The 13,515-nt window shown below is 63.8% G+C and carries 11 protein-coding genes; 6 read left to right on the top strand and 5 right to left on the bottom strand.

Annotation, left to right across the window (positions count from 1 at the left end):
• The first annotated feature begins 62 nt into the window (after nt 1-62).
• From ACIPZG_RS13580 to ACIPZG_RS13555, 6 genes are all read left to right on the top strand, one after another.
• Nucleotides 63-1,400 (top strand): imelysin family protein, encoded by a 1,338-nt coding sequence (locus ACIPZG_RS13580; protein WP_400714396.1) that lies wholly within the window; start codon nt 63-65, stop codon nt 1,398-1,400.
• A 289-nt stretch (nt 1,401-1,689) separates the two neighbouring features.
• On the top strand, nt 1,690-3,117 hold the full coding sequence (locus tag ACIPZG_RS13575) for a di-heme oxidoredictase family protein (RefSeq protein ID WP_400714393.1): 1,428 nt from the start codon (nt 1,690-1,692) through the stop codon (nt 3,115-3,117).
• A gap of 19 nt (nt 3,118-3,136) precedes the next feature.
• A complete protein-coding gene (locus ACIPZG_RS13570; RefSeq protein ID WP_400640616.1) occupies nt 3,137-4,201 on the top strand; it encodes an imelysin family protein in 1,065 nt (354 codons plus the stop codon).
• 2 nt (nt 4,202-4,203) lie between these two features.
• A complete protein-coding gene (locus ACIPZG_RS13565; protein ID WP_400714823.1) occupies nt 4,204-5,301 on the top strand; it encodes a DUF1513 domain-containing protein in 1,098 nt (365 codons plus the stop codon).
• Between the two features lie 141 nt (nt 5,302-5,442).
• Nucleotides 5,443-6,591 carry an efflux RND transporter periplasmic adaptor subunit gene (locus tag ACIPZG_RS13560; RefSeq protein ID WP_400714390.1) on the top strand — a complete coding sequence of 383 codons (1,149 nt, stop codon included), beginning with the start codon at nt 5,443-5,445 and terminating at the stop codon, nt 6,589-6,591.
• 13 nt (nt 6,592-6,604) lie between these two features.
• Nucleotides 6,605-9,649, top strand: coding sequence for a multidrug efflux RND transporter permease subunit (locus tag ACIPZG_RS13555; protein WP_400714387.1), 3,045 nt, complete (start codon nt 6,605-6,607; stop codon nt 9,647-9,649).
• Nucleotides 9,650-9,760: 111 nt separating this feature from the next.
• Here ACIPZG_RS13555 and ACIPZG_RS13550 read toward each other — a convergent pair whose 3' ends face one another.
• From ACIPZG_RS13550 to colR, 5 genes are all read right to left on the bottom strand, one after another.
• Complete coding sequence (locus tag ACIPZG_RS13550; protein ID WP_008096991.1) at nt 9,761-9,991, bottom strand: hypothetical protein; 231 nt, start codon at nt 9,989-9,991, stop codon at nt 9,761-9,763.
• Nucleotides 9,988-10,689 carry a lipopolysaccharide kinase InaA family protein gene (locus ACIPZG_RS13545; protein WP_400714384.1) on the bottom strand — a complete coding sequence of 234 codons (702 nt, stop codon included), beginning with the start codon at nt 10,687-10,689 and terminating at the stop codon, nt 9,988-9,990. Before ACIPZG_RS13545 ends, ACIPZG_RS13550 begins: the two co-directional genes overlap by 4 nt.
• A 6-nt stretch (nt 10,690-10,695) precedes the next feature.
• Nucleotides 10,696-11,376, bottom strand: coding sequence for a class I SAM-dependent methyltransferase (locus ACIPZG_RS13540; RefSeq protein WP_400714381.1), 681 nt, complete (start codon nt 11,374-11,376; stop codon nt 10,696-10,698).
• Nucleotides 11,377-11,487: 111 nt separating this feature from the next.
• A complete protein-coding gene (locus ACIPZG_RS13535; RefSeq protein WP_400640602.1) occupies nt 11,488-12,792 on the bottom strand; it encodes a sensor histidine kinase in 1,305 nt (434 codons plus the stop codon).
• The gene (gene colR, locus ACIPZG_RS13530) at nt 12,782-13,465 is read right to left on the bottom strand and encodes a two-component system response regulator ColR (protein WP_003255215.1); all 684 of its coding nucleotides are present in this window, start codon (nt 13,463-13,465) and stop codon (nt 12,782-12,784) included. Before colR ends, ACIPZG_RS13535 begins: the two co-directional genes overlap by 11 nt.
• Nucleotides 13,466-13,515: the final 50 nt, after the last annotated feature.

Here is a 13,515-nt window from a genome sequence, read left to right as displayed (position 1 = left end):
TCGCGTGCCACGGCGCACGGCTTAACCCCTTGGTCCAACCACACGACGCAGGAAAACCAATAATGATTCGAATGCCTCTGGCCTCCGCCAGTCTGCTGGCCATCGCCATCGCCCTCGCCGGTTGCGGCGAAGGCAAGGACGACAAGGCCGCCGCCCCGCAAGCACAGGCACCTGCTGCTGCCAGCACCCCCGCCGCGGCGCCTGGGGCTGTCGACGAAGCGGCCGGCAAAGCCGTGGTCAAGCATTACACCGAGATGGTCTACGCCGTGTACAGCGACTCGCTGAGCACTGCCAAGACCCTGCAGAGCGCCATCGACGCATTCCTCGCCAAGCCTAGCGACGACACCCTGAAAGCCGCCAAGGCCGCCTGGGCCGCCGCACGCGTACCGTACCTGCAGAGCGAGGCGTTCCGCTTCGGCAACACCATCATCGACGACTGGGAAGGCCAAGTGAACGCCTGGCCCCTGGACGAAGGCCTGATCGACTACGTCGACAAGAGCTACGAGCACGCCCTGGGCAACCCGGCAGCCAGCGCCAACATCATCGCCAACACCGTGGTTCAGGTCGGCGAAGAGAAGGTCGACGTCAAGGACATCACGCCCGAGAAGCTGGCCAGCCTGAACGAACTGGGCGGTTCCGAAGCCAACGTCGCCACCGGCTACCACGCCATCGAATTCCTGCTCTGGGGCCAGGACCTCAACGGCACCGGCCCAGGCGCGGGCGCCCGCCCGGTTTCCGACTACCTCGAAGGCAAAGGCGCCACCGGTGGCCACAACGACCGTCGTCGCGCCTACCTGAAGGCGGTGACCGACCTGCTGGTCAAGGACCTCGAAGAGATGGTCGGCAACTGGGCACCGAACGTCGCCGACAACTACCGCGCCACCCTGGAAGCCGAGCCTGTGGCCGACGGCCTGCGCAAGATGCTGTTCGGCATGGGTAGCCTGTCGCTGGGCGAACTGGCCGGTGAGCGCATGAAGGTGTCGCTGGAAGCCAACTCGCCGGAAGACGAGCAAGACTGCTTCAGCGACAACACCCACTACTCGCACTTCTACGACGCCAAGGGTATCCGCAACGTCTACCTGGGCGAGTACACCCGTGTCGACGGCACCAAGCTGACCGGTCCGAGCCTGTCGTCGCTGGTGGCCAAGGCGGACCCTGCCGCCGACGCTACCCTCAAGGCCGACCTGGAAGCCACCGAGGCGAAGCTTCAGGTGATCGTCGATCACGCCCTCAAGGGTGAGCACTACGACCAGCTGATCGGCGCCGACAATGCTGCCGGCAACCAGATCGTGCGTGACGCCATTGCCTCGCTGGTCAAGCAGACCGGTGCCATCGAGCAAGCTGCAGGCAAGCTGGGCATTGCCAACCTGAACCCGGATACCGCCGACCACGAATTCTGATTCGGGCGGTTGTGGTTCTGAAAATGAGGCGGCCTTCGGGTCGCCTTTTTTCTTTCAGGTTTACACGCCCCCTGTAGGAGCGGCCTTGTGTCGCGAAAGGGCCGCGCAGCGGCCCCAGCGATTTCGACGATGATGCTGAAACCCTGGGGCCGCTGCGCGCCCCTTTCGCGACACAAGGCCGCTCCTACACCAATTTCATGTAGCAATTGCAAATTGCTCTTATTCAAACTTCCATGGCCTGCTAAGCTTGCACGCCGGTTTTTCAGTCCTTCCACGCCCAGGATTTTGCATGTCCTTGTCGCTGTCCCGACTCTCCCCTCTGCTGCTGGCCCTTGCCCTCGCCGCCTGTGACGACGCCCCGCGTTTCACCCAGGCCGAGCCCGGCGAAGCGTTGTCAGCTGGCCAGGCGACCGTCCAGCGCAGTGACCGCAATGCCTTTTCCCTGCCCTCGGCCAACCTGTCGCCCGAGCGGCGCGTGGACTTCGCCGTCGGCAACAGTTTCTTCCGCAACCCCTGGGTGATCGCCCCGTCCACCACCACCGCGCGCGACGGTCTGGGCCCGTTGTTCAATACCAATGCCTGCCAGAACTGCCATGTGCGCGATGGCCGCGGCCATCCGCCGGAGCCTGACGACAGCAACGCGGTATCGATGCTGGTGCGCCTGTCGATTCCCGACCAGCCGTACCTGGCCAAACAGATCGAGCGCCTGGGCGTGGTCCCCGAACCGGTCTATGGCACCCAACTGCAGGACATGGCCATCCCCGGCGTGCCCCCCGAGGGCAAGGTGCGGGTGAGCTATGACCACGAGACCGTCACCTTCAAGGACGGCCACCCGGTCGAACTGCGCCGGCCCACGCTGCAGATTACCCAGCTCGGCTACGGCCCGATGCACCCCGACACCCGCTTCTCGGCCCGCGTGGCACCGCCGATGATCGGCCTTGGCCTGCTCGAAGCCATCCCCGAAGCCGCCATCCTGGCCAACGAAGACCCCGATGACCACAACCGCGACGGCATTCGTGGCCGCGCCAACCGGGTCTGGGACGATGCCCAGGGCAAGACCGTGGTCGGCCGCTTCGGCTGGAAGGCCGGGCAGCCCAACGTCAACCAGCAGAACGTGCATGCCTTTGCCGGTGACATGGGCCTGACCAGCACCCTGCAACCGCAGGATGACTGCACGCCGGCTCAAACCGCCTGCCAGGCCGCAGCCAATGGCAACGGTGCCGGCGACGAGAAGGAAGTCAGCGACAACATCCTGCGCCTGGTCACCTTCTACACCCGCAACCTCGGCGTACCGGCCCGGCGCGATGTCGGCGCCCCGCAAGTGCTGGCCGGCAAGAACCTGTTCTTCCAGGCCGGCTGCCAGGGCTGCCACACCCCGCAATTCACCACCGCCACCGACGCCGTCGAACCCGAGCTGGCCGGGCAACTGATCCGCCCCTACAGCGACCTGCTGCTGCACGACATGGGCCCGGGCCTTGCCGACGAGCGCACCGAATTCGCCGCCAACGGCCAGGACTGGCGCACCCCTCCCTTGTGGGGCATCGGCCTGAACGAGGCGGTCAGTGGCCACACCCAGTATCTGCACGACGGCCGCGCCCGCAACCTGCTCGAAGCCGTGCTCTGGCACGGCGGCGAAGCACAGGCGGCGCGCGACCAGGTCTTGACCTTCAATGCCGAGCAGCGCGCTGCGCTGCTGGCGTTCCTGAACTCACTTTAAAACGCGCAAGGAGCCGGGCATGTTCCGACCCAAACTGTTGTTCACCAGCCTCGCCGCACTCGCTCTCGGCGCGTGCTCGCCGCAGGACCCGCAGGCCGTGACTTCCGCCGCCATCGCCAAGCAGGTGATCCTGCCGACCTACAGCCGCTGGGTCGAAGCCGACCGCCAGTTGGCCAGCAGTGCCCTGGCTTACTGCGAAGGCAAGCAGAGCCTGGAAACCGCGCGTGCCGACTTCCTCAATGCGCAAAAGGCCTGGGCCGAACTCCAGCCATTGCTGGTCGGCCCGCTGGCCGAAGGCAACCGCGCCTGGCAGGTGCAGTTCTGGCCCGACAAGAAGAACCTGGTCGGCCGCCAGGTCGAGCAACTGGTCAACAGCGACAAGCCGGTCGACGCCGCCTCTCTGGGCAAGGCCAGCGTCGTCGTACGCGGCCTGTCGGCCTACGAGTACATCCTGTTCGACAGCAAGCCGGACATCGCCAGCGCCGAGCAGAAAGCCCGCTACTGCCCGCTGCTGGTCGCCATCGGCGAACACCAGAAGGCCCTCGCCGAAGACATCCTCAAGGGCTGGAACAGCACGGACGGCATGCTCTCGCAGATGACCAAGTTCCCTAACCAGCGCTACGCCGACTCCCACGAAGCGATCGCCGACCTGCTGCGCGCCCAGGTCACCGGCCTGGACACCCTGAAGAAGAAACTGGGCGCGCCGATGGGCCGCCAGAGCAAGGGCATCGCCCAGCCACTGCAAGCTGAAGCCTGGCGCAGCCATTCGTCACTCAAGAGCCTGGAAGCCAGCCTCAAGGCCGCCCAAGCGGTCTGGGTCGGCGTCGACAACCAAGGCCTGCGCGGCCTGCTTGGCAGCGATCAGAAAGCCCTGGCGCAAAAAATCGACGACGCCTACGCTAGCGCCCTCAAGCTGCTGGCCGACAACCAGAAGACCCTGGGCGAGCTGCTGGCCGACGACGCTGGCCAACAGAGCCTGAACCAGATCTACGACGCGCTCAACGTCGTCCACCGCCTGCACGAAGGCGAGCTGGCCAAGGCGCTGAACATTCAACTGGGCTTCAATGCCAACGACGGTGACTGATGATGCTGCGACGCCAGGCGATCAAACTCGGTAGCGTATTGCTCAGCGCCCTGACCCTGGGCGGCTGGAGCCTGCTGCGCAACAAAGGCAGCGAACCCCTGCTGCTGTCGGCGCGTGACGATGGCGACGGCAAGCATTACGCGGTCGGGTTCCGCCTGGACGGCACCCAGGTGTTCAGCACCCAGGTGGCCCAGCGTTGCCACGCCATCATCAATCACCCCAGCCTGCCGATTGCCCTGTTCGTCGCGCGCCGCCCCGGTACCGAAAGCTATTTGGTCGACCTGCGCGACGGGCGCTTGCTGCAAACCGTCAGCTCGCAGCCGAACCGTCACTTCTACGGCCACGCGGTGATCCACAACGGCGGTGAATGGCTGTACGCCACCGAGAACGACACCACCGATCCCGGCCGTGGCGTACTGGGCGTCTACCGGTTCGAAGGTGAGCGCCTGGTGCACACCGGCGAAATCCCGACCCACGGCATCGGCCCGCACGAAGTGGCCTGGCTGCCCGACGGCGAAACCCTGGTGGTGGCCAACGGCGGCATCCGCACCGAGGCCGAGAGCCGGGTCGAGATGAACCTCGACGCCATGCAGCCCAGCCTGGTGCTGATGCAGCGCGACGGCACCTTGCTGAGCAAGGAAACCCTGGCCCAGCAGATGAACAGCGTGCGCCACCTGGCCGTGGGCAGCGACGGCACCATCGCCGCTTGCCAGCAGTTCATGGGCGATGCCGATGAAACCGCCGAACTGCTGGCGATCAAGCGCCCGGGCGAGCCGTTCAAGGCCTTCCCAGTGCCAGAGCGGCAGCTGCAGTCGATGGCCCAGTACACCGCCAGCGTGGCCATCCACAGTGACCTGCGCCTGGTGGCGCTGACCGCGCCGAGGGCCAACCGGCTGTTCATCTGGGACCTGGACAGCGGCGCGGTGAAGCTCGATGCGCCGATGCCGGACTGCGCCGGGGTCGGGGCGGTGGAGGATGGCTTCGTGGTGACCTCCGGGCAGGGGCGTTGCCGGTTCTATGATTGTCGCAAGGCGGAGCTGATCGGGCAGCCGATGAACCTGCCTTCCGGGTTCTGGGATAACCATCTGCATCTGGCCTGACACTCAGGCGATAGGCCCGCACAGACAATCCATTTCCCCCCCAGCCAAAAACAGTCAATACTTCCCCCATCCGCACGTGGGCAGGATCGCCCGTTGTCGTGTCAAAACGAATAACAACCACGTATCCAAGGAACCGGACTTATGCTGCGCCGCCGCATGCTCATCATGTTGGCCGTCGTTTTGCTGATCGTGCTGGCCCTGGGGGGTTACAAGGCATTCTCGATCTACCAGCAGATCCAGATGTTCTCTGCCCCAAAGCCGCCCATCACCGTGGCCGCAGCCCTGGCCGAAGAGCGCCAGTGGCAGGAGCGCCTGCCCGCCGTCGGCAGCCTCAAGGCCCTGCAGGGCGTAGAGCTGAGCCTCGAAGTGGAAGGTATAGTCAAATCCTTGCACTTCGACTCTGGCCAGAAGGTCAAGGCCGGGCAACTGCTGCTGCAATTAAACGACGACCAGGAAACCGCCTTGCTCGGCACCGCCCAGGCCGACCTGGGCCTGGCCAAGGTCGACTTCGGCCGTGGCAGTCAACTGGTGGGCGACTCGGCCATCTCCCGTGGCGAGTACGATCGCCTCACCGCCCAGTACCGGCGCAACCAGGCCGTGGTCGATCAGCTCAAGGCGTCGAAGACCAAGAAAAGCATCAGCGCCCCGTTCAGCGGCACCATCGGCATCCGGCAGGTGGATGTCGGCGACTATTTGGCCGCCGGTACGGTGATTGCCACCTTGCAGGACCTCTCCAGCCTCTATGTCGACTTCAACGTACCGGAACAGGCCCTCCCCCACCTGAGCCTCGGCCAGCAGGTACAAGTACAGGTGGCCGCGTATCCGGGCCAGACCTTCTCCGCCAGCCTCAGTGCAATCAACCCCAAGGTCGAGGAAAGCACGCGCAACTTGCTGGTGCGCGCGACCATGGCCAACCCCGACGGCAAGCTGCTGCCGGGCATGTTCGCCAACCTGCTGGTGCTGCTGCCTGACCCTCGCCCGCAGGTGGTGGTGCCGGAGAGCGCCATCACCTACACGCTGTATGGCAACTCGGTGTACGTTGCCACGCCCAGCAAAGACAAGGACGGTAACCCGCAACCCGATGACCAGGGCCAGGCGCAGCTGACCGCCGAACAACGCACCGTGCAGACAGGCGAGCGCCGCGATGGCGTGGTGGTGGTCGCCAAGGGGCTCAAGGCCGGTGAGCAGGTGGTGACCGCCGGGCAGCTCAAACTCACACCCGGCGCGGCCATCCGCATCGGCCAGGACACCGTGCAGGGGCCTGAACAGGGCACCCCGCGCGCGGACTGACCAGGAGGCAGGCATGGCGTTCACCGATCCCTTCATCCGCCGCCCGGTACTGGCCAGCGTGGTCAGCTTGCTGATTCTGCTGCTCGGCTTCCAGGCCTGGAGCAAGCTGCAGATCCGCCAGTACCCACAGATGGAAAACGCCTTGATCACGGTGACCACCGCCTATCCGGGAGCCAACGCCGAAACCATCCAGGGCTACATCACCCAGCCGTTGCAACAGAGCCTGGCCAGCGCCGAAGGCATCGACTACATGACCTCGGTGAGCCGGCAGAACTTCTCGATCATCTCCATCTACGCGCGCATCGGTGCCGACAGCGACCGACTGTTCACCGAGCTGCTGGCCAAGGCTAACGAAGTGCGCAACCAGCTGCCGCAGGACTCCGAAGACCCAGTGCTGAGCAAGGAAGCCGCCGATGCCTCGGCGCTGATGTACATCAGTTTCTACAGCAAGGAAATGAGCAACCCGCAGATCACCGACTACCTGTCACGGGTGATCCAGCCGAAGCTGGCCACCTTGCCGGGCATGGCCGAAGCGGAAATCCTCGGCAACCAGGTGTTCGCCATGCGCATCTGGATCGACCCGGTGAAGCTGGCCGGTTTCGGCCTCTCGGCCGTCGATGTGACCAATGCCGTGCGCCGCTACAACTTCCTCTCCGCAGCGGGCGAGGTGAAAGGCGAATACGTGGTCACCAGCATCAACGCCAGCACCGAGCTCAAGTCGGCCGAGGCCTTTGCCGCGCTGCCGGTCAAGACAGCAGGCGACAGTCGGGTGCTGCTGGGCGATGTGGCACGGGTCGAGATGGGCGCGGAGAACTACGACACGGTCAGCTCGTTCGACGGCATCCCGTCGGTCTATATCGGGATCAAGGCCACCCCTGCCGCCAACCCGCTGGAGGTGATCAAGGAGGTTCGGCGGATCATGCCGGAGCTGGAGAGCCAGTTGCCGTCGGCGCTCAAGGTGTCGATCGCCTATGACGCCACGCTGTTCATCCAGGCTTCCATCGACGAAGTGATCAAGACCCTCGGTGAAGCGGTGCTGATCGTCATCGTGGTGGTGTTCCTGTTCCTCGGTGCCCTGCGCTCGGTGCTGATCCCGGTGGTGACCATTCCGCTGTCGATGATCGGCGTGCTGTTCTTCATGCAGATGATGGGCTACTCACTCAACCTGCTGACACTGTTGGCGATGGTGTTGGCCATCGGCCTGGTGGTGGACGACGCCATCGTCGTGGTGGAGAACATTCACCGCCACATGGAAGAAGGCAAATCACCGCTCGACGCAGCCCTGGAGGGCGCCCGGGAAATCGCCATGCCGGTGGTGTCGATGACCATCACCCTGGCAGCGGTGTATGCGCCGATCGGCTTTCTCACCGGGCTCACCGGCGCCTTGTTCAAGGAGTTCGCCTTGACCCTGGCTGGGGCAGTGATCATCTCTGGCATCGTCGCCCTGACCTTGTCACCGATGATGTGCGCCCTGCTGCTGCGCCAGGAGCAGAACCCCAGCGGCCTGGCCCATCGCCTGGACCAGCTGTTCGAACGCCTCAAGGAGCGCTACCAGCGCCTGTTGCATGCCACCCTGGACAGCCGCCCGGTGGTGCTGGTGTTCGCCGTGATCATCCTGTGCCTGATCCCGCTGCTGCTCAAGTTCACCCAGAACGAGCTGGCGCCCAACGAGGACCAGGGCGTGATCTTCATGATGAGCAACGCGCCACAACCGGCCAACCTCGACTACCTCAATGCCTACACCGACCAGTTCACGCCGCTGTTCAAGGCCTTCCCCGAGTACTACTCGTCGTTCCAGATCAATGGTTTCAATGGGGTACAAAGCGGTATCGGCGGCTTTCTGCTAAAGCCCTGGAACGAGCGCGAGCGCACACAGATGGAGCTGTTGCCGGCGGTGCAGGCCAAGCTCGAGGAAATCGGCGGCCTGCAGATCTTCGGCTTCAACCTACCGTCGCTGCCAGGCACCGGCGAGGGTCTGCCGTTCCAGTTCGTGATCAACACCGCCGGCGACTACCCGGCCCTGTTGGAAGTCACTCAACGGGTCAAGGAACGCGCCCAGGCCACGGGCAAGTTCGCCTTCCTCGACATCGACCTGGCCTTCGACAAGCCTGAGGTGGTGGTGGATATCGACCGGGCCAAGGCGGCGCAGATGGGCGTGTCCATGGACACCCTGGGCGGTACCTTGGCGACCTTGCTGGGCGAGGCGGAAATCAACCGGTTTACCCTGGAAGGCCGCAGCTACAAGGTGATCGCCCAGGTCGAACGGCCTTACCGTGACAACCCTGGCTGGCTCAACAATTACTACGTGAAGAACGATCAGGGCCAGTTGCTGCCGCTGTCGACCCTGATCACCCTCAGCGACCGCGCCCGCCCGCGCCAGCTCAACCAGTTCCAGCAGCTCAACTCGGCGATCATCCAGGGCGTGCCGATGGTGAGCATCGGGGAAGCGCTGCAGACCGTGGCTGATATTGCCCGCGAGGAAGCACCCGAGGGGTTCTCCTTCGATTACGCCGGTGCCGCGCGCCAATATGTCCAGGAAGGCAGTGCGCTGTGGGTGACCTTCGGCCTGGCGCTGGCGATCATCTTCCTGGTGCTGGCGGCACAGTTCGAGAGCTTCCGTGATCCACTGGTGATCCTGGTGACGGTGCCGCTGTCGATCTGCGGGGCACTGTTGCCGCTGTTCCTGGGCATCTCCAGCATGAACATCTACACCCAGGTAGGGCTGGTAACGCTGATCGGGCTGATCAGCAAGCACGGCATCCTGATCGTCGAGTTCGCCAACCAGTTGCGTGAGGAAAAAGGCCTGAGCGTGCGAGACGCTATCGAGGAAGCGGCGGCCATTCGCCTGCGGCCGGTGCTGATGACCACGGCGGCAATGGTATTTGGCATGGTGCCGTTGATTCTGGCGACCGGCGCCGGGGCAGTGAGCCGATTCGATATCGGCACAGTGATTGCGACAGGGATGTCGATCGGGACCTTGTTCACATTGTTCGTGTTGCCGTGCATTTACACGCTGTTGGCGCATAAGACAGCAAGCAAGGAGCCTGTGGTTGCCTGACCTGGCCTCATCGCCGGCAAGCCGGCTCCCACAGGTATTGCGGTGCTGCTTACCCGGTGGGAGAAAGCAAAAGGCCCCGCAATGGCGGGGCCTCTTGTGCTCGAACCAGGTTCAGCCGGAAGACCGTAACCCTTGGTGCATGCCGAACAGGAACAACAACAGGTCCTGGTCAGGCCGGGCCTGTGCCTGGTGTTGTTTCACGACCCGCGGCAGTGCGCACTGGTCTGCCATCTCAGCCTTGCTGAAGACCACCGGCCGCGGCTCTTCCCAGGCAGCTACCGCTACCGTCGTCACGGCCAAGCCAGCTACCAGAAACAAAGCTCGAGCGATTTCTAGTTTCATTGCCCTAACCCTTTGACAGCGCTGCCAAACGCCATCTGGTAAAAATAGAGCAGCGACTGCCATTCTGCTTCGGTGAACGACGAATGGCGGCGCAACTGGCGTAGGTCATTGCCCGCCGCACGCTGAGTGCTGATGCGCCGACGGCACTTCTCAAGATCGAGCAAGGCCACTTCGACACGGGCCTGTTCGCCCTCGCCGATCACCTTGATGAACACGTGCTTGCCATACAGGCAACCATGCTGCCAATGCCCCAGGTGCATGCGCGCCAGGTTGTCGGCCAAATCCTTGAGCATGCGCTCGTGCACCACTTGCGGATAACGCTCGCGCGCGCCCTCGGCGTGCCAGGTATCGAGTTCGACGAAGCCATCCAGCGCCTCGCTGACCAGCAGCGCGCGCCATTGATGATCGGCATCGCGCTCGGCACCACAAAAGACAATGCGCGGCACGCGTACGCCCAGCTGTTCGAAGCTGTTCAGTGCGTCGAGTTCACGCAGTACGGTCGGCCGCCCGAACGGGTGCAGCAGGCTGCGATAGATATGTCCGACCTGGCGCTTTGAATACAGCAACTTGCCGTTGCCATCGCTCAGCCGTTGCACACCACTTTCACCACCACGACGCTGGTTGGGTTCCTCGACCCATTCGCCCTGCTGGCGCCAGTAAAAATCGAACTGCGACTCCCCACGCTGGGCTACAGCCATCAAACATTACCCCTTACGCAATACATAAACCCGCCACATGGCATAGAACGGCAGGAAGTCGAGGCGTTCCTGGATTCTGAAGCCGGCGGCCTTGAACTCTTGTTCAACCGTCTCAACCGGTAACACAAAACGGTTCTGGAAACTGTCCTGCTCGGCTTTGACACTGCGGCGTTCCTCGAGTTTCTTGCGTCGCCAGGCCTTGAAGTTGCCGTCCACCCACAATGACAGGATTACGCTGTCGCGGCTAACCCTTTGAAACTCAGACAGAATTGCCTTGCGGTGAGCGGACTCGCCAATGTGGTGAAGCAGCCGCATGCAGAAGATGCTGTCGACCGAGTTGTCCGGAAGATCGATGTCGAACGCCGAAGTCTGCAAAGGGCGTACCCGCGCCACCACCTCCGGCGGTTGCGCGGCACAGGCTGTCGCGATCATCGCCTCGGAGTTGTCGGCACCAATGATCACCCGGTTCGGCTTTTCCGCCAGCAGGGGCCAGAAGCGGCCTGCGCCGCAAGGCAGGTCAAGCACCAACCCCGGTTCTCCGGCCAGCGCCAGGGCACGGCGTGCCAGCTGTTCGTCGCGCTTGTGGGACATGCGACGAGCCAGGCCATCCTGGTGCTTGAGGAAGTACTCTTGAGCATGTTGCTGGTCGTACTTCTCGGAAAATTCGAGTTTGATCGGGCTGCGCATTGGGCATCTCCTGGCTTCCAGTGCGCTGAATGTAGGTAACGAAGCGTGGGAAACAGGTTATGCCAATGTGAAAAAATTGTTATCCGCCCAACAACATGTTTCAGCGAATTTCTAAAGCGCCGTGGGGTCGATTTTCTCCGCACTCCGGCTCAAGTCGACCTGGAAGCGGCATCCATGCGGTGCAGTCGAGGTCAGCGTCACACGCCAACCCTGGTCGTCACAGATCCGTTGCACCAGCGACAGCCCCAGCCCAAGGCCCTCGCCGCGCCGCTCGTCACCGCGCACGAAGGGCTGGAACATCGCCTCGCGCTGCTCTTCAGGGATGCCCACGCCACTGTCTTCGACACTGAAGCCGTTGGGCTGCAGGCTCAGCCGGATATAGCCGCTGTCCGTGTAATGCGCGGCGTTGCGTAGCAGGTTGCCCATCACCGATTGCAGGAAGGTTGCGTTGTACAACAGAGGCCCAGCGCTGACCCGACCGTCGTAATACAGTGCCAGTCCCTTCTGTTCGATAGTGTCGCGCCACACCCCGATCAGGTCATCGGCCACTTCCCGCAAGTTCGCCTGGGAGGCCACAGCCCCTTGGTCGCGCTGGGCGCGGGCGAGCATCAGGAAGGTCTTGACCAGCTCGCGCATTTCTTCAGTGGCACGGGCGATCCGCTCCACCTGGCTGCGCGAACGCGTATCCAGGTTGGGGTTCTCGATGAGCAGCTCGCATGAGGTGGCCAGCACCATCAGCGGCGTGCGCAACTCATGGCTGACATCACTGGTGAACAGCCGCTCGCGGGTCAGTGCGTCGCGCAGCCGGCCCAGGGTATCGTCGAAGGCCACGGCCAACTGGCCGACTTCGTCCGCTGCGTAATCCGGCGCCAGCGGCGGGGCCAGGCCGAGCAACTGGTCGCGATGACGCACCTGGCGGGCCAGGCGGATCACCGGTGCCATCACCCGACGGGCCAGCAGCCAGCCCAGCACCACCGCCAGCACCAGGCTGAGCACGAAGCCAACCACGACCACGGCGAACAGCACCCGCTCGCGCTCTTCGAAATCGCTCTGGTCCTGCAGCAGCACGTAGCGCCGGCCATCCACGATCTCGACCATGGCGTGATAGGACAGCTGGTCGCGAAACACCTCATGAAAGCCCTCACTGAGGTGACGCAGGTCCTTGGGCAGCTCGAAGTCGTCACGCCCACCGCTGAAGTAGAACAGCTGGTCGGGGCGTGGCCGGTGGCTCCAGTCGCTGACGCTGTCCATGCGCAACAGACGTTGCAGGTCGCCCCCCAACACCGAGGAAATCAAGCGTTCCTCGACCAGGTGGACAGTGGCGACGATACCAAAGGCGAAGGCCCCTGCCACCAGCGCGCTCATCAGCGCAAAGGCGATGATGATGCGCTGCGCAAGGCTTTGCTTAAACTCCATCGCGACCCTCGGCGAGGCGATAGCCGACGCCATGGACGGTATGCAACAGAGGCTTTTCGAAGGGTTTGTCGATCACTTGGCGCAACTGGTGCACATGGCTGCGCAGGCTGTCGCTGTCGGGGCAATCGTCTCCCCACAGGGCTTCTTCCAGCACTTCGCGACGCAGCACATGCGGGCTCTTCTGCATCAGCACGGCAAGCAGCTTGAGGCCGACCGGGTTGAGCTTGAGCAGGCGGCCCTGACGGGTGACTTCGAGGGTGTCGAGGTCATAGCTGAGGTCCGCGACCTGCAAGGTGCGGCGCCCACCTCCCTGGGCCCGGCGCAGTACCGCTTCGATACGCGCGGCCAGCTCCGAGAGGGCGAACGGCTTGAGCAGGTAATCGTCGGCACCGGAGCGGAAACCCTGCAGGCGGTCGTCCAACTGGTCACGGGCGGTCAGCATGATCACCGGGGTGTCGCGACGGGCATCTTCGCGCAGGCGCTTGCACAGGGTGTAGCCATCGATGCCGGGCAACATGATGTCGAGCACGATCAGGTCGTAGTGTTCAGTGGCAGCCAGGTGCAAACCGGACAGGCCGTCCTGGGCACAGTCGACGGTGTAGCCTTTCATGCCAAGGTAGTCGGCGAGGTTGGCGAGGATATCGCGGTTGTCTTCAACCAAAAGAATGCGCATCGGGTTCTCCTGTGCGGCGCTTCGCGTGGGTGCGCGGCAGGCGCAGCTTA

The organism is Pseudomonas sp. NPDC089395, assembly GCF_044749525.1.
In the GTDB taxonomy this organism is placed as follows: domain Bacteria; phylum Pseudomonadota; class Gammaproteobacteria; order Pseudomonadales; family Pseudomonadaceae; genus Aquipseudomonas.
Note: the sequence above shows the minus strand (reverse complement) of the source record. Positions and strands in the feature narration are given on the sequence as shown.

What these genes read in the sequence shown, in the direction of transcription:
- ACIPZG_RS13580 (WP_400714396.1), top strand. Translation starts at nt 63, where the DNA reads ATGATTCGAATGCCTCTGGCCTCCGCCAGTCTGCTGGCCATCGCCATC.
- ACIPZG_RS13575 (WP_400714393.1), top strand. Translation starts at nt 1,690, where the DNA reads ATGTCCTTGTCGCTGTCCCGACTCTCCCCTCTGCTGCTGGCCCTTGCC.
- ACIPZG_RS13570 (WP_400640616.1), top strand. Translation starts at nt 3,137, where the DNA reads ATGTTCCGACCCAAACTGTTGTTCACCAGCCTCGCCGCACTCGCTCTC.
- ACIPZG_RS13565 (WP_400714823.1), top strand. Translation starts at nt 4,204, where the DNA reads ATGCTGCGACGCCAGGCGATCAAACTCGGTAGCGTATTGCTCAGCGCC.
- ACIPZG_RS13560 (WP_400714390.1), top strand. Translation starts at nt 5,443, where the DNA reads ATGCTGCGCCGCCGCATGCTCATCATGTTGGCCGTCGTTTTGCTGATC.
- ACIPZG_RS13555 (WP_400714387.1), top strand. Translation starts at nt 6,605, where the DNA reads ATGGCGTTCACCGATCCCTTCATCCGCCGCCCGGTACTGGCCAGCGTG.
- ACIPZG_RS13550 (WP_008096991.1), bottom strand. Translation starts at nt 9,991, where the DNA reads ATGAAACTAGAAATCGCTCGAGCTTTGTTTCTGGTAGCTGGCTTGGCC.
- ACIPZG_RS13545 (WP_400714384.1), bottom strand. Translation starts at nt 10,689, where the DNA reads ATGGCTGTAGCCCAGCGTGGGGAGTCGCAGTTCGATTTTTACTGGCGC.
- ACIPZG_RS13540 (WP_400714381.1), bottom strand. Translation starts at nt 11,376, where the DNA reads ATGCGCAGCCCGATCAAACTCGAATTTTCCGAGAAGTACGACCAGCAA.
- ACIPZG_RS13535 (WP_400640602.1), bottom strand. Translation starts at nt 12,792, where the DNA reads ATGGAGTTTAAGCAAAGCCTTGCGCAGCGCATCATCATCGCCTTTGCG.
- colR (WP_003255215.1), bottom strand. Translation starts at nt 13,465, where the DNA reads ATGCGCATTCTTTTGGTTGAAGACAACCGCGATATCCTCGCCAACCTC.